The following is a 15504-nucleotide window of genomic DNA, read 5'->3' as shown; positions in this document are numbered from 1 at the left end:
TGCCCCGCCCTCTTGTTTCACGCGGCGGTTTCACTTGCCTTCGCGGAACTCACGCTCGACTTCGCGTTCGATCTCGGCAATCTCAGCGTCGGTCGGGAGGCCCATTTCATTGCCCATCATGGCCCGTGTCTCCGGCATTTCCTCAATGTCGCGGAATTCGTTGAGCCAGTACGCCGATTCACTGGAGGAAAGCTCGCGTCCGCGTCCCTTCTCCGGCTTGGGCGGGGCGGGGGCTTCGCGAGGGCTTCGCTTCCGGGTTTCGATATCGACAAGGAACAGGTCGGCCGTCAGGACTCGGGCCTTACGCCTTGTGGCGGCCTGCCGGATCCGGTTATCGGAGGAGACGACGGTCAGGGTCTTCGGAGCGGAATGCGCGGCGATCAGCTTCTCAATCCGTGCGTCGGCATCCTCGTCGTTGACCGCGTAGAGGATCGTCATTCCCTTGTGGCGTGATTGGGGGGGGAGGTCGTGCGGAGGGGTGGCGGCGTCGAAGACAACCGTGGTCAGGTGCGATTCCAGCGGACCGAGAGCGTCGGAGAGCTTGTTGAGAAACTGGGTCCTCGCCTTGCGGAAGTGATCGGGGCCAACCCGCTTCCCCACGAGGCCCTGAGCGAACATCACGTTATAGCCGTCGATCAAGAGGCGCATCCCAAACTCGGAGCGGGGCAGTTGCGAAGAGGCGATGAGACCAAATCTAGTCTAGCACAAAGGGTGCTCAGATTCGACTTTGCGACGTTTTTGATCGATTTTCAGGCGACATACCAGCCACGAAAGGCGAGCGGGGAGCGCCAGCTCCCCGCCCGCCTTCAGCAAATGTTCCAACCCCGTTTGAACGAGGTGTGCCGGTCTCAGGCCGTGGGAGCGAAGCCTCGTCACCAAAGAAGAGGCTTATTTTCACACGCTCTGATTTTATTGGGAGTTGTCCTTCGAGCCTTGCTGCACAATCCCGCCCAACGTGTAGCGGACTTCGCCGCCGACGATCACGGTGTGGGCACGGCCGCGGACTTCCCAGCCGCCGTAGGGGGTGTTACGGCTCTTGGAGAGGAACTTCGAGGGGTCGATCGTCCAGCGGACTTCAGGGTCGATCAGGGTGACGTCGGCGTCGGCGCCTGGCTGGAGGGTCCCCTTGGGAATTCCCAGGAGTTGGGCGGGGTTGACCGTGAGCTTGCGGATCATCTCGGGCCAGGTCAGGTGCCCCGGCTCGATCAGGCCGAGGATGGAGATCGGCACCAGGGTTTCGAGCCCGACGATGCCGAAGGGAGCCTGGTCGAGCTCGCGCATCTTCTTCTCGGGGGCGTGCGGAGCGTGGTCGGTGGCGAGGATCTCGATCGTTCCATCCTTGAGGCCGCCGATCACGGCCTCGACGTCGCTCCAGGTCCGCAGGGGCGGGTTCATCTTGAAATTCGAGTCAAACGTGCGGAGCCGTTCGTCGGTCAAGGTGAAGTGGTGCGGGCAGGCCTCGGCGGTGACCCGAACCCCTCGCCGCTTGCCTTCGCGGACAAGCTCGACCGATCGGGCTGTGGAGATATGCTGAATGTGGAGCCTGCCACCGGTGATCTCGGCCAGGCGAATGTCTCGCGCGACCATGATGTCTTCAGCGGCGGCGGGCATTCCTCCCAGGCCGAGCCGCGTTGACTCGAAGCCTTCGTTCATCACGCCGCCGACGGTGAGCTCGGGCACCTGGCAATGCTGCATGATGACGCGGTCGAACATCTTGGCGTACTGGAGCGCCCGCCGCATCAAGGAGGCCGAGGCCACCGGTGCGCCGTCGTCGGTGAACCCGACCGCGCCGCCGGCCACCAACTGGCCGAGCTCGGCCAATTCCTCCCCTTTGCGGCCCTTGCTGACGGCCCCGACCGGATAGACGTTTACCTTGCGGGCGCGCTGGGCCTGGAGGATGACGAACTCGGCGGCCGCCTGGTTGTCGAGTGCCGGGATCGTGTTGGGCATGCAGGCGACCGAAGTCATTCCGCCGGCCAAGGCCGAGGCCGCTCCGGTGGCGATCGTCTCGTCCTCTTCGTTCCCCGGTTCGCGCAGGTGGACGTGGGCGTCGATCAGGCCCGGGCAGACGATCAGGCCGGTGGCGTCGATGACCACTTCGGCGTCGTCCGACGCGCCGCCGGCCGGCAGAATGTGCCCCCGGCTGATCCAGAGGTCGCCGATCTGGTCGATCTCCTGGCTGGGGTCGATGATCCGTCCGCCCGTGATGTGGATCGTGACCAAGTCAGGTATCCCTTTCCGCTGAAGAGTCACCACCGGCGCCTTTGGATTCCATCTTCCCGCTGAGGAGATAGAGCACGGCCATGCGGACCGCCAGCCCGTTGGTGACCTGATCGAGAATGGCCGAATTCGGACCGTCGGCCACTTCGGGCGTCAACTCGACGCCGCGGTTGATCGGGCCGGGGGCCAGGACGAGTAGGTTCTCTTTTCCCTTGAGGACCCGCTGTTGCGTCATCCCGTAGAGCTGCGAATACTCCGAGACCGTGGGAAACAACGCTTTGGCTTGCCGCTCGAACTGGATTCGGAGCACGTTGACCACGTCGCAGTGGGGTAAGACCTCGTCGAGGTGGTAGGCGACCTCGCAGCCGAGCCGTTCGAGGCTCTTGGGCACCAAGGTGGGCGGGCCGCAAAGGATCACCCGCGCACCCAGCTTGGTGAGGCCCCAGATGTTTGACCGGGCGACTCGGGAGTGGCTGATGTCCCCCACCAGGGCGACGGTGAGCCCTTCGATTTTTCCTTTGGCGCGGCGGATGGTCATCAGGTCGAGCAGCCCTTGGGTCGGATGCTCGTGGGCGCCGTCCCCTGCGTTGATGATCGAGCAGTTGACGTGCTGGGCCAGCAGGTGAGGGGCACCTGGGGTGGAGTGGCGGACGACCATGAGGTCGGCCCCCATCGCCTCGATATTTCGGGCCGTGTCGATGAACGTCTCCCCCTTGGAGAGGCTCGACGAGCTGGCGGTGAAGTCTTGGGTGTCGGCCGAGAGCCGCTTGGCGGCGAGGCTAAAGCTGGTCCGCGTGCGGGTCGAGTTCTCGAAGAAGAGGTTGAAGACGATGCGCCCTTGGAGCGCTGGGACCTTCTTACGGCTTCGTTGCGAGATCTCCGCGAACGAGTCGGCCGTGTCGAGGATCGCCACGATCTCTTCGCGCGTGAGGTCTTCAAGCCCGAGCAGGTGCTTGCGGGTCCAGGCCGTCGGCGTTGTCGACGAGGCGTGCGGTTCCATAGATCTGATCTGGTCGATCTCCCCTGCGGGGGTTCGGCATGGATAGTCAGTTTGGGAAGGCGATCCGAACGATTTCGTCGACCGGGTCGATCGGTCGGGCGCGGACCCGGACGCGCTCGCTCCGATCGGTCGTGACCGTCAGTCCGGCGACATCGGGCTGGATTGGGATTTCCCGATGGCCACGATCGACCAGCACCGCCAGACGGACGCAAGCGGGCCGACCCAGGTCGCAGACCGCGTTGATCGCGGCGCGGACCGTCCGGCCGGTGAAGAGGACGTCGTCGACGAGTACGATCTCGGCCCCTTCCACGTCGAAGCCGATCTCGGTGCCTCGGAGCACCGGCCAGCGCTCTCCCTGTCCCAGGTCGTCGCGATAGAGCGTGATGTCGACCGCACCGACCGGCACCTCTTGACCCACGAGCGGAGCAAGAAGTAACGCGAGCCGTTCTGCGATCGTGACACCCCGCGTACGAATTCCGACCAGACGCAACGGCGCTCCGGCACACCGATCCTTGGCGATCCGCCCCGCCATCTCGGTCAGGATTTCCGCCAACCCCTGGGCGTCGCGGAGACGAGATTCTCGCTCGGTCATCGGCGGCCTCTCGAGTGCGTTCAACGTCCAAGCCCGCCCCGGATCGTAGCAATCCACCCAGGGCCTTGCAAGCTGACGGGCCTCCCGGCGAAACGGCCCCCGGCACTGTCCGTCTTTTCGTCCGGCCGGCAAACGCTTAGGATAGGAACATCATGGACTCGATCCCGCCGGAGGATTTCCCGCGATGAAGATCATTCTGGCCAATCCCCGCGGTTTTTGCGCCGGGGTTAACATGGCCATCGAAAGTCTCGAGCGCGCGCTCGATTTTTTCGGTGCCCCGCTCTACGTCTACCATGAAATCGTTCACAACAAGTATGTTGTCGAACGGTTTCTCCGCCGAGGCACCGTCTTCGTCGAATCGCTGGAACAAGTCCCCGAGGGTGCCCCCCTACTCTACAGCGCCCACGGCGTCTCGCCCCAAATTCGCGAACAGGCCCGCCAGCGCAACCTCCGGGCGATCGATGCCACCTGCCCCCTCGTCACCAAAGTCCACCTCGAAGCTGTCAAATACGCCCGCGAAGGCTACACGATTATCCTGATCGGTCACGAAGGCCATGACGAGGTCATCGGGACGATGGGGGAAGCCCCTGACCGGATGATCCTGGTTGAAACGGCCGAGGACGTCGAACGGCTGGAAGTCGCTGACCCGTCCAAGATTGCCTATCTTACTCAGACGACCTTGAGCGTTGATGACGCGAACCAGGTGATCTCGGCGCTCCGGAAGAAGTTTCCGCTGATCGATAATCCTCCCAAGGATGACATTTGCTACGCGACTCAGAATCGCCAGGAAGCGGTGCGAGAGCTGGCGCAGCAGGCGGAAGTGGTCTTGGTGCTGGGCAGCCAGAACAGCTCGAACAGCAAGCGGCTTGCTGAGATCGCCAAGGGGCTTGGCCCGCACTCGCATTTGATTGATGGCGTGGCGGAAATTTGCGCCGAGTGGTTCGAGGGGGTGGAGACCGTCTTGATTACGGCCGGTGCCAGTGCGCCTGAAGACGTGGTTCAGGAGTGCATCGAATACCTTCAGCGAACCTTCGGCGCGACGATTCAGGAGGAGTGGGTTCGCGAGGAGAACGTCCACTTCCCCCTGCCCAAGTCGCTCCGCGAACTTCTCCCGGCCCCCGTCTCCTTGGCGGGTTCGGACTGAATGCCATCGGGCGTTGGAACTAGCCCCAACGTCCGGCTATTCCTGAAGCGGCGGGTGCTCGGGTGCTGGTCCCCTCCGCTCTCAAGGGCAAAATCGGGTAGGTCATGCCCTCTTTTATAGGGTGGGTGTGACCACCCTACGAGTCGGTTCGGCTTCCGCACACACGCTTTCAGAAACTCAGAAACCGTCGTTATTGCCTCGGGAGCCCGATTCCGCCCAGCCTGAGGACGCTTCGGAGTGCTGTACCGAGAGCAGGTCGAAGTCGGTTTCTGAGGGGGCCCGGAACAGGTCGTGTTCCTGGTCCTCCCGATCCATCTCCGCCACCATCCGCCCGGCCTGCTTGGTCGTGGCCACCGAGAGCGCGGTGACCTGGATCAGGGTGATCGTGGAGATCATGGTGAAGCCAAGGAAGAGGAGGAGCGACTCGAGTGAGTCCAACTGCCTCTGCCGCAAGGGCCAGGCGTGCCAGGTGGTTTGCTCGAGGAAGTAGAAGAACCAGACGATGGCCCCCGTGGCCGCCAGGGAACGCGTCGACTTCCCCGCCTCCGGCGCCTGCTCGACACCGAGATGGGCCATCAAGTCGCAGGAAAGGCTGGCGATGAGCGCGAACTGCGCCCAGCCTAGCGCCTGCCCGATTTCCATCCGCAACCACTCGTGCCCGACCTCGCTGAGCCGCAGGCCGAGCTCGCCCCCGTGCTCGAGAAACCAGAGCACCGCATCACAGGTGCACATGAGCAGGAGAAGGCCGCTCCGGCGCTGCCAACCGGCGTCGGACCAACGGCCCCAGAGCAGGTACGTCCCCAGCAAGCTTCCCCAGACGACCGGCACATCGCTCCAGTGCCATAACGGCGTCCGGAAGATCCAGATGATCGCCCGGGGTCGGAAGAAGAGCCCGATCAGCCCTAAGACCATGGTGACGCACGCCACCAGCAGCGCGAACGAGAGCAGTCCGAATCCCAATCGGCAGAGTCGGTAGGTTCGTCGATGTTGTTCGCGTTCCTGATCCATGGGGTGACTCGACTCGGTGGGGCGTTCGCATTCGGCGAAGGGCGTCAGTCAAGTTCCGGCTGGCGTTCGTCCATTCTAAGCGAGTCCCTCCGTCTCGCCAAGCAACTTCCGAATCCATTCAAAGCTCGTTCATGGAGCAAGTCGAGGAGGCTTGAGAATAAAGGATCCATCAACGATCCCCTGCCAGCAGCCGTTCGAGTGGCTCAAGGATCGCGCGGCGGATTTGCGTTGCCGTTTCTTTCGACCGCTTGTCACCCCTTGCAAGCTCCAGGTATGCCTGCAAGGGGGAGGCCACGAACCCCGGTCTCTCGTCGAAATAGACGGTGTGGTCTTTCGTCTCGCTTAACATGATGTTGGCGAAGCGGTCGCCGGCCTCAAACGCGTCCCCTAGTGCCTCAAGGGTACGAGCGATGTCTGAAGCGTAGAAGTATTGCATGGGCTCGGTCGCCATTACAGCATAGTTGCCGACGGACCCAAAGCCTGTCTGAACCATCCTCGATCCTGATCGTCTGCTGAATTTCAGTTTTTCCCGAAAGGCCTGGGCCGAGAGCTTCGTCTTGCCACGGATGGTGTCCGTCACTGCGGGGGGAACGTAGTTCGTCTCGAGGAGGTCCAAGAGTTTATCTGGCTGGAGCAGTCGGAGTTGGCGCGCGGAACTCCCCTCTCCCCTCTTCCGCTCGATGACCAACATTGATTCCAAGCTCTTACAGACCTTCGACACCGTGGGAAGCGTAATGCTTCCACCGCGTCTCTGGATCTCACGCTCTGCCGCTTGGACCGACTTGTATTCGGGAACGAGGAGAAACACTCGCGCGGCCAGCGAGCTGTTTCCACGGAACACGTTCTTGATCTCGTCCTCGGATCGGAACTGGTTCGGGCACCCTGAACGGTAGACGAGGAGTTCCTTTGGTACGACGACGACGCCATTTCCGCAAAGGTCAATCCCGCTCACTCCGGCCGTCTCCAACTCCGTGAGCCTCGACGCGGGGAGATAAGGCACGACGACCAGCGGATAAAAATCCGGGGGGCGTGCGTAACGACGCGCCTGTTCGATCGTTTCGGAGAGGGCTTTCGGAGTCCAAAGACGCTTGCACTCGACCACGAATCGGTAGCGTCGCCCGTCCCAATCCATGCGGACGAAGGCGTCAGGCCCCCCGCCCCGACGCAACGGAGAGCCCTCCTCCACCTCCAGGCAGAGGGGAGGCAGTTGAACTCGACCCTCTTTAAGAAAGATTACGAGCTCGTCTTCAGTAGGAGATTTCCTGAATGTCATAGTTTTCCTGTGCAGGAAAACTTGGGGTTTTCCGCGAAAATGGACTGATTTTCCTATTATCTCTTATTTTCTTGGCAAAACAAGGTGATTAAGAAGTTGGCTCGGTCAAGCTTCTCAACGACCTTTCGACGTTAGCATCTTGGCGTTAACCCGTCGCTCACATCAATTGGCCTTGACTCTTTTTGGGAAGACCATACAGTTGTTTCAAACGGCTGTTTGAAACGGTCGTTTCAGAACGAGGTGACGATGGCTATTCCCGACCAGACGAAGACGCGGTTGCTTGAGGCGGCCGGCGAGGAGTTTGCCGAGAAGGGTTTCGACGCGGCGCGAGTCCGTTCGATTTGTCGCCGGGCCGGTGTGAACCTCGCGGCGATCAACTACCACTTCGGCGATAAAGAGCGGCTCTATACCGAGGCGGTTCTCGAGGCGCACCGATGCGGCAGTGAAGTGTTGCCCGACTCGGTCTTTCAGCAAGCGGAGCCGGCCGAACAGCTCCGCCGTTATCTCCACCACTTTTTGAGCCATGTCCTGTCGCTTCGAGGGCATCCGAAGTGGCACCACACGTTGATTCTCCGGGAAATGCTCCAGCCGACGTCGGCTTCGGAGGTCCTCGTTCGCGATGCGATCCGGCCCCGGTTCGAGCGGTTGTTGGGGATTCTCCGCAAGGTCTGTGGCGAGGCGGATGAGCGGCGGCTTCACGCTCTTGCCTTCAGCGTGATCGGTCAGTGCCTTCACTACAAGATGGCCCGCCCGGTTTCCGAGCGTTTGATCGGGACCGAGGCATTTGAGGCGCTTGACCTCGAATTCCTGACCGAGCATATCGCCACCTTTTGCCTGGCGGCCTTGGGTCTGGTCCCGCCTTTGAACGAGGCGGGGGAGTCGAGGGTGGGCGAGTCGATCTCAGGGCGTTGACGGCCTTGTCACGAGGGAACGGGGAGGAGAACGGCAATGTCCTGGATCGCGCTGAAGATGCTGGTGGGTGATCGAGCGAAGTTCCTGGGAATCGTCATGGGGCTGACCTTCTCGGCGCTCCTGATTATGCAGCAGGGCTCGATCTTCTGTGGCCTGATGCGGCGGACCGCCGGGCAGATCATCGATATCACGGGGGCCGATCTCTGGGTGATGGACCCGAACGTCCGGTTTGTCGACGACGTCAAGCCGATGATCGAGAACAACCTCTACCGGGTCCGTGGGGTCGACGGCGTCCTTTGGGCGGTCCCACTCTACAAGGGCCAGGCGCGTGCGAAGCTCAACTCGTACGATCGGGACGGCAAGAAGCAGGAGGTGATCGAGCAGGTGATCTTGATCGGCCTTGACGACTCGTCGATGGTGGGCGCTCCCCCCCCAAGTCGAATCCTCGCCGGCAGTCGCCAGGCGCTCCGCCGGCCCGATGCCATCATCATCGACAAGAACCGGCTCCCCAAGCTCTTCCCCAACCAGCCCAAGGAGATCTACGAGGACTACGATTGGTTCGTCGGCAAGGAACTCGAGATGAACGACCATCGGGCGATCATCGTTGGCGTCTGCGAGGCCACGCGAACGTTCCAGTCAAATCCGGTCGTGTACACGACATATTCGCGAGCCAAGCTGTTCGCGCCCCAGGAACGGAAGATCCTTTCCTACGTGCTGGCCAAGACCGAGCCGGGCAGGAAGCCGGAAGAGGTTGCCGAGCAGATTCGCCGGCAGACCGGTCTCGGCGCTCTGACAAGCGAGCAGTTTATCTGGAAGACGATGGGGTACTACTTCAAGTACACCGGGATTCCGATCAATTTCGGGATCACCGCGGCGCTCGGATTCTTGGTCGGGACGGCGATCGCCGGCCAGACATTCTACAATTTCACGCTTGAGAATCTGAAACAGTTTGGTGCCCTGAAGGCGATGGGGGCGACCAATCTCCGGATCGTCAAAATGATCCTGCTTCAGGCGACGGTGGTCGGCCTGCTCGGCTACGGCATCGGCGTGGGACTCGGCGCCTTGTTCGGGATGGTCAACGAAGGAACGGAGCTCGCCTTCTTTCCCTACTGGCCGATCTTGCCGATCACGGCCTGCGCGGTCGTCTTGATCTGCATCCTGGCCAGCCTGGTGAGCGTGCGGCGGGTCATCGTGCTGGAACCCGCGGTCGTGTTTCGTGGTTGAAGTTTGAAAAAAACAAATCAAAGAACATGTAAGAGGGGACCGGCATGAATCCAGTCACGATGACAGTGAGCGATCGTCCGGCCAGGCCGGGTCTCGACGTGGCGGTCCGAATCCGAGGGGTCACCAAGCACTTCGGGGCGGGCGACCAGAAAGTCCTCGCGCTCCGCGGGGTCGACTGGGACGTCTACAAGGGGCAGATGTCGTTGATCGTCGGCCCGTCGGGCTGTGGCAAGACAACCTTACTGTCCGTGATTGCCGGGATTCTCGATTGCGATGAAGGGGAAGTGAACATCTTTGGCAGTGAAGTCACGGCGATGCGTGACCGCCAGAAGACGCGGTTTCGCGCGGAGAATATTGGTTTCGTGTTTCAGCAGTACAACCTTCTGCCTGCGCTGACGGCGGCTGAGAATGCGGCGATCCCGCTGGTGATTGCCGGTTGGAGGAAGGAGAAAGCCGTGCAGCGGGCCCGGGATGTCTTGAGCTCGATCGGCATGTCCAAGAAGACAGAGAGCCTGCCGTCCCAGCTTTCCGGAGGCCAGCAGCAGCGGGTTGCTATCTCGCGTGCCCTGGTCCATGAGCCTCGCCTCCTGGTTTGCGACGAGCCGACCGCGGCGCTTGATCACGAGACTGGCCTGACCGTCATGGAACTGCTGCGTGAGTCTGCCGTCCGGGCCGACCGCGCCGTCGTCGTGGTCACCCACGACAACCGTGTGTTCCACTTCGGTGACCGCATTGCCCGGATGGATGACGGCGTGATCGTCGAGATCGAAGATCGGACCAATGAGGCGGCCGCCTGACCGGCTCCTTCCTCCTTTACCCAGGAATCAAAGCAATTATGTTTAACAAATATCTTTTGCCGCTGGTGGCTGTTGGAGGTCTCTCGTTCGCGGTTTTCTACACCGTGGTCCAGGCTCGGCAGTCGACCGAGCAGGTCACACCGATCATACCACCCCCCTCGCGACCGCCGACGAAGGTGAAAGTCATCGCCGGCGCGGGGCTCATCGAGGCGCAGAAAGAGAACATCCCGATCGGGACGAACGTGCCTGGTGTTGTCTGGGAGGTATTCATCAAGAAGGGGGATTACGTGAAAAAGGGAGACCCCCTCTTCCGGATCGACGAGCGGGACCTCAGGTCGCAGTTGAAGGTTCGCGAGGCGGAGTTAGCGGCCTCTCAGGCTCAGCTCCACAAATTGCGGGCTGCGCCCCGGCCGGAGGATGTGCCGCCGTTGCAGGCGGCCTTTGACGAATCGAAGGCGAGGCTCGCCGATGCCGAGGCGGCCGTCGCTCGGACCGAGAAGCTTTACAACCGCCAGATGATTGCCGCCAGCGACTATGACAAGGATCGCTTCACCTTCTATGCCGCGAAGTCGACCGCCGCTAAGGCGAAGGCCGACCTGGAGCGACTGTTGGCCGGGACCTGGAAGGAAGACCTCGACGTGGCCGCGGCCTCCGTGTCCCAGGCGCAGAGTCAGGTGGAGAGCATCAAGATCGAGCTCGACCGGCTGACCGTGCGGGCCTTGGCCGACGGTCGGGTGCTTCAACTGAACGTTCGCCTGGGCCAATTTGCGGCGATGACCTGGAAGGAGCCGATGGTGGTCCTCGGCGATGTGGACCGGCTGCACGTTCGGGTCGACATCGACGAGAACGACCTCCCCTATTTCGAGAAGAGTGCCGACGCGGTCGCCACGCTCAAGGGCCGCCCCCTGGTGCGGTTCCCTCTGACCTTCATGTACGTTGAGCCTTATGTGATCCCCAAGCAGAGCTTGACCGGCTCGAATTCCGAACGCGTCGATACGCGGGTTCTTCAGGTGGTCTACGCCTTGCCCGACGACCGGCCGGTTGACCTCTACGTGGGCGAGCAGATGGATGTTTACCTCAAGGCGGCGACGACTCCCCAAGGGATCTCCCTGGAGGCCGGCCCGGACGCATCCCTTCCGTTCGACGATATTCCCCAACCTGCGTTGAGCAAGCCGACTTCGAAGAAGACGAAGACCTCGCGCTGACCAACCTCGAACCTCGGGGACTCTTCCGGCACGGCCGGCCTGGTCCGGCCGTTGGGAGTTGCTTTGGCTGGCCCGCCGGACTGAACCGGACCCACCGGGCTGTTCAGGATGGCGGTTCGTGGCCTCCCCGTGCATTCACCCTTCAGGGTGTTCTACGGACGTGTGGGGCGTTTGCCACGGGCATGCGAGGCCTTGCGAAGCCGCGATGGCGACTTTGAGCGTGCACTCGCGCGCTTTTCCACAGGCTCGACTTTGTCCTCATCCTTCGGGAGCGCGGCGGCAACGACCCGGAATTGGAGGGTCTGCTTGGCGACCTGGGTCAGCGCGTGCTTGTCACGGAGGATCACATCATATTCGTAGTCGCCGGGCTTCAAGCCCTTCAGTGAAACGATGTTCTTGAGGTAGATCGGGTTCGGGGGAAAGTCGACCTTGAGCTCGAAGTCGAGAAGGTTCTCCTTGCGGAGCAAGACCGCCTTTTCGCCGCGTCGACGGATCTGGCCGGCTTGGATCAGGTGGATGTGGTGCGTCTTGCCGGTCGTCACGACGCGGTAGTTCAACGGATGGTAGTAGACGAGCAACTTCTCGTCGGCGGTTAAGGCTGCGCCCGGCAAGGGCTCGAAGTCCTCGAACCCCTCGATCGATCGACAGGCCACCGGCGGAGTCATCGCGAGGCGCTCCGCCGTTTCGTCCTCCGCTTTCTGCGCGGGGGAGTCGGGTTTGGCTTTGAGTGCCTCGTCCTCACTCCCGTGGGCTATCGCCACGGTCGCGAAGCAGCAGAAGAGGACGTACGTGGTCGGTAGGATTCTCATGATGGGTATCCCGGTCGGTTCACGTCTCGACATTCACCTGACGGGGGGAGACGCGCAGCCTAGCTGATGAGTGGCACGAGTCGCAAGAGATTTGATCTCGATCGGGGCGTGAGTGGCGAGAACTCCGCATGCGCGGGGGTAAAAAAGCCCCCAGCATAAATGGTCTTCGTGACCCTTAGACTCAGCCGGGCCGATGGGTGAAACTCTGCCGGCAGGGTGGTCCACGGAAGAAAGTCAGTGTCTGAGGACCGTAGCGTGGGGCATGCGACAAGTGAGGAAAAAGTGCGTGACTCGCGGGGCGGGCAAGGCCGATGTTCAAGACGGTAACCCTTGGGAAGGGTTACCGTCTTGTGTTGGGATGCATCAATGGTCAAGGAATCGATCACATACCGGTCAGACTTCGCGTCGGCGTCGAAGTCGAAGCGCGCCTGCCGCTGCGGCCACAACGGTCCACGACAGCACGGTCGCCGGCTCAGGAATAATCTGCGGCACGAACTTGGGAACCTTGGTGAACTCGAGATTCTCTTCACCGATCGGGTTGTCGTTCGGAGAGCCGGCGAATGCCGCGATCCAGAAGCCCTCTGTCGGATCGAGGTGATTGGGCGAGAGCTGGCTGAAGTTCTTGATGGTGAACTCGAAGCCCGGGTGAGCGGCCGAGGGATCGAAGGCCAGTGCCCCCATGTTATTCGTCAGGGTCGCCCCGTAGCTATTCTGGATGCTTTGACTTTTCGAAGCATCGTAGGCGGCGATGTTGAACCCGATGAGTCCCGGCCCGGCGGTCGACTTGTCGGAGGGAATCCCCGCCACGGCGACAGTCGGTCCAGGCACGGCCTGGTTCGCAGGGTTCACCCCGGCGAAGGCGATGGTAATCGACTTTTTCCCGCCGATATGGGCGGGGTCGACTCCACCGTAGTCAGCCAAGGCCTTGGCGATATCCGGACCACCATTCCCGATGGCGCTGCCTGCAATGCTGTACGTGTTCACACCGACCGAGAGAACATCGGTCTTGGAATCATAATGCAGCCGCAAGTCTTTGATGGCATACCCGTTGATGATCCCCTGCGCGGTCATTTGGGGGAGTTGGGCGATCCGATTCAACGGATCGGGATTCACCGGGATGATCTTGATGGTGTCATCTTTGAACTTGTTGAAATCGTTCTCGACGAACCCCGTGAAATTGATGGGGTCCGCGGATACGGAACTCGCTCCGAGCAACGTCAGCGTTGCCAGGGTCCAACGGAGCGCGTTGCGGCTCACCATTACGAGTCTCCTTCCACGTAAAGGTATTACGTCCCGCGTCAACCGCCGCGTGCAGGAGGCACGCGATGACCTGGGGGACAGAAAACGCCCCCAGAACCACAGCAGTCCGGCCGACGGACGTCGGTTGAACCGCAGTGCGTTCCGGCAGGCGGGTCTCCTCGCACCGCCGGGATGTCTCGACTCTCGGTCGCTCCTGAACCGCGAATCGGGTCACCCTTCCCTGTTGGTCTGCGTCCAAAGGGGGCGCGGGCTTGTTAGAAAGGACGATGGCGCGATGTCACTGATCTCCAGGCTGCTTCATGCCGTTCAATCGTGGCGGCGTCGTCCCGGCGGTCTCAAGACCACCAAACGGGCCGCCGTGTCGATGGAACAGCTTGATCATCGGCAGCTTCTTAGCGTTAACTTCACCGGGAACGTCAAGGTCGATTTTCCCGCTACACAACAACCAGGCGTTGTAGTTATCCCAGCTACCGCACCAAGCGCTACCGCTACACTGCCCAATGATCTTGCTCCGATCATTGGAGTGTCCGGCTTCACGCTCAGCGGAATTCGAGTTTCCTACTCGGCATCCGACGATGTGCTGAGTATTGGTCTCGACCAGCCACCGAACGACACCAAACCTGGCCAGCCCGGAACGAGCCCATTTTCCGTTATTGCCGGCGATGCCGACAACAATGGAGACGATGGGACCGTGAGCGCAGCAGTTCGAGCCCTTCGACCGACGGTACTCAGCTTCGATGATCCGCCGGGTTTTGGCAAGTCTGAGACCATGGGGGCCTTCCTTGACCTCAATGGGGACGGTTACGCTGACATTGTCGCTGGTTACTCTTCTAACGATCCTAGGACTCCGAAAGAGTATCAGGTCGCCCGGGCAATCGTCAACACGAATGAGCCCCCGTCGACGCCTGATTTCGGTACTCCATTGCCACAATTCACTGGCAATGTCTACAAGGTGAACTCGCCGGTACATCCGAATCTCGAGTTCGCGATCAACAATTTCTCACAGCTCTACCTTCAGGAGACAGGGCAGACTCTGACCCCCGATAAGGTGATCAGCATCGGTGCCTTCGCCGGGTCGGACAATGACGATGGCGTCGGCGAGTCGTTCTTCCCGCAAGTGCCTGTGCCGTTCGACAAGACGATTGTGCCGCCGCCGGTCTGCCCACCGCCGCCGGTCTGCCCGCCGGTCTCGCCGCCGGTCGTGATCAACCCGCACCAGAACAACCACATCAACACGGCGCATCCGACGGATATCCGGGTCTCGATTCTGGGCACCTCCGGGTTCGACGTCACCCAGATCGACCCGGCGACCGTGAGCTTTGGTGGCGCGAGTCCGGTCTTCAGCTTCTTCCGGAAAGTCAACGGCGACCAGTTTCTCGACGTGACCTTTGTTTTCAAAGGCACCGACGTCAAGCTGCCGCCGGGCATCATCGAAGCCCCGATCACGGGCTCGCTGAGAGATGGCCAGACGTTCGAGACCTCGATGCGGGTCTTTAATCGAGACTCGAGCTTCTACTCTCCGGCGGAAGTCGCCCAGGCTCAGAACCGCCAGGCCGCCAATCCGGACCGGCTGCAAACTCCGGTCTCGGTCCTCCAGCGTCGAGCGGCATCGCTCGGGAACATCGCGGCGTCCCGGGTGACTTCAGCCAAGGTTCCCGGCGGTCCGTCGGCTGTTCAGGTCCGCACCGCTCGGGTGGCGCCTCCCCAGCCCGCGGCTGCTCAAGTTGTCTCGATCCGCCGTCGGCAACCTGTGGTTAGCACCGGCCAGCGTTCCAGCGCAAAGATCTCGACCAAGCTTCAGTCCAGCCTGGACGCGTTCGTCAACGATTCTCAGGCGAACGTGGAGATGAGCTCCAACTCCATGTCGATGTCGAGCCGCTAATCCTCCCGCATTTCGTCCCCGCCCCGCCGACGGTGTCAGACGCCGCGGCGGGGCGGTCCTCTTTTGCGAAGGCTCTGCCGATCCCATTGGTTTCGCAACCGCAACCTTGGCGGATGATCCCTCGCAATGGCTGACGGAGCGAGGTCGATGCGGGCACGCAACCCATCCGGACTGCGCC

14 protein-coding genes are annotated in these 15504 nt (G+C 61.7%); 6 read left to right on the top strand and 8 right to left on the bottom strand.

All coding sequences use genetic code 11. The features are described 5' to 3' along the window. Positions 1–30 precede the first annotated feature (30 nt). The 4 genes from SINAC_RS14905 to pyrR all read right to left on the bottom strand — a co-directional run bounded on the left by SINAC_RS14905 (position 31) and on the right by pyrR (position 3812). Positions 31–648 carry an NYN domain-containing protein gene (locus SINAC_RS14905; RefSeq protein ID WP_015246471.1) on the bottom strand — a complete coding sequence of 206 codons (618 nt, stop codon included), beginning with the start codon at positions 646–648 and terminating at the stop codon, positions 31–33. Between the two features lie 261 nt (positions 649–909). Beyond that, the gene (locus SINAC_RS14900; protein WP_020466123.1) at positions 910–2223 is read right to left on the bottom strand and encodes a dihydroorotase; all 1314 of its coding nucleotides are present in this window, start codon (positions 2221–2223) and stop codon (positions 910–912) included. Between the two features lies 1 nt (position 2224). Further along, positions 2225–3220, bottom strand: a complete 996-nt coding sequence (locus SINAC_RS14895) for an aspartate carbamoyltransferase catalytic subunit (protein WP_015246469.1) — start codon at positions 3218–3220, stop codon at positions 2225–2227. A 46-nt stretch (positions 3221–3266) separates the two neighbouring features. After that, on the bottom strand, positions 3267–3812 hold the full coding sequence (gene pyrR / locus SINAC_RS14890) for a bifunctional pyr operon transcriptional regulator/uracil phosphoribosyltransferase PyrR (protein WP_015246468.1): 546 nt from the start codon (positions 3810–3812) through the stop codon (positions 3267–3269). 184 nt (positions 3813–3996) lie between these two features. Between pyrR and ispH the strand changes: the two genes are divergently transcribed. Beyond that, a complete protein-coding gene (gene ispH / locus SINAC_RS14885) occupies positions 3997–4956 on the top strand; it encodes a 4-hydroxy-3-methylbut-2-enyl diphosphate reductase (protein ID WP_015246467.1) in 960 nt (319 codons plus the stop codon). A 177-nt stretch (positions 4957–5133) separates the two neighbouring features. Here the strand turns inward: ispH and SINAC_RS14880 are convergent, their stop codons facing one another. Further along, positions 5134–5964: a hypothetical protein gene (locus tag SINAC_RS14880; RefSeq protein WP_015246466.1), complete on the bottom strand. Its 831-nt coding sequence runs from the start codon at positions 5962–5964 to the stop codon at positions 5134–5136. Positions 5965–6133: 169 nt separating this feature from the next. Next, a complete protein-coding gene (locus tag SINAC_RS14875) occupies positions 6134–7132 on the bottom strand; it encodes a hypothetical protein (RefSeq protein WP_020466124.1) in 999 nt (332 codons plus the stop codon). Positions 7133–7483: 351 nt separating this feature from the next. On the opposite strand from SINAC_RS14875, the gene SINAC_RS14870 reads away from it, so the two are divergent. From SINAC_RS14870 to SINAC_RS14855, 4 genes are read left to right on the top strand one after another with little or no spacing between them, the layout of a single operon-like run. Beyond that, positions 7484–8149, top strand: coding sequence for a CerR family C-terminal domain-containing protein (locus SINAC_RS14870; protein WP_015246464.1), 666 nt, complete (start codon positions 7484–7486; stop codon positions 8147–8149). Between the two features lie 36 nt (positions 8150–8185). Continuing rightward, entirely contained in the window at positions 8186–9373 is a 1188-nt protein-coding gene (locus SINAC_RS14865; RefSeq protein WP_015246463.1) for an ABC transporter permease, read from the top strand. A gap of 44 nt (positions 9374–9417) precedes the next feature. Further along, positions 9418–10170, top strand: coding sequence for an ABC transporter ATP-binding protein (locus SINAC_RS14860; RefSeq protein WP_015246462.1), 753 nt, complete (start codon positions 9418–9420; stop codon positions 10168–10170). 38 nt (positions 10171–10208) lie between these two features. Then, positions 10209–11375 carry an HlyD family secretion protein gene (locus SINAC_RS14855; protein WP_015246461.1) on the top strand — a complete coding sequence of 389 codons (1167 nt, stop codon included), beginning with the start codon at positions 10209–10211 and terminating at the stop codon, positions 11373–11375. Positions 11376–11527: 152 nt separating this feature from the next. Here SINAC_RS14855 and SINAC_RS14850 read toward each other — a convergent pair whose 3' ends face one another. Further along, entirely contained in the window at positions 11528–12184 is a 657-nt protein-coding gene (locus SINAC_RS14850) for a hypothetical protein (RefSeq protein WP_015246460.1), read from the bottom strand. Between the two features lie 393 nt (positions 12185–12577). Then, complete coding sequence (locus tag SINAC_RS14845) at positions 12578–13444, bottom strand: hypothetical protein (RefSeq protein WP_015246459.1); 867 nt, start codon at positions 13442–13444, stop codon at positions 12578–12580. Between the two features lie 691 nt (positions 13445–14135). On the opposite strand from SINAC_RS14845, the gene SINAC_RS14840 reads away from it, so the two are divergent. Beyond that, positions 14136–15326 carry an FG-GAP repeat protein gene (locus SINAC_RS14840; protein WP_154673689.1) on the top strand — a complete coding sequence of 397 codons (1191 nt, stop codon included), beginning with the start codon at positions 14136–14138 and terminating at the stop codon, positions 15324–15326. Positions 15327–15504: the final 178 nt, after the last annotated feature.

It is taken from the genome of Singulisphaera acidiphila DSM 18658, from assembly GCF_000242455.2.
Lineage (GTDB): Bacteria > Planctomycetota > Planctomycetia > Isosphaerales > Isosphaeraceae > Singulisphaera > Singulisphaera acidiphila.
The sequence above is the reverse complement of the archived record's forward strand: the minus strand, read 5'-3'. Positions and strand labels throughout refer to the sequence as shown.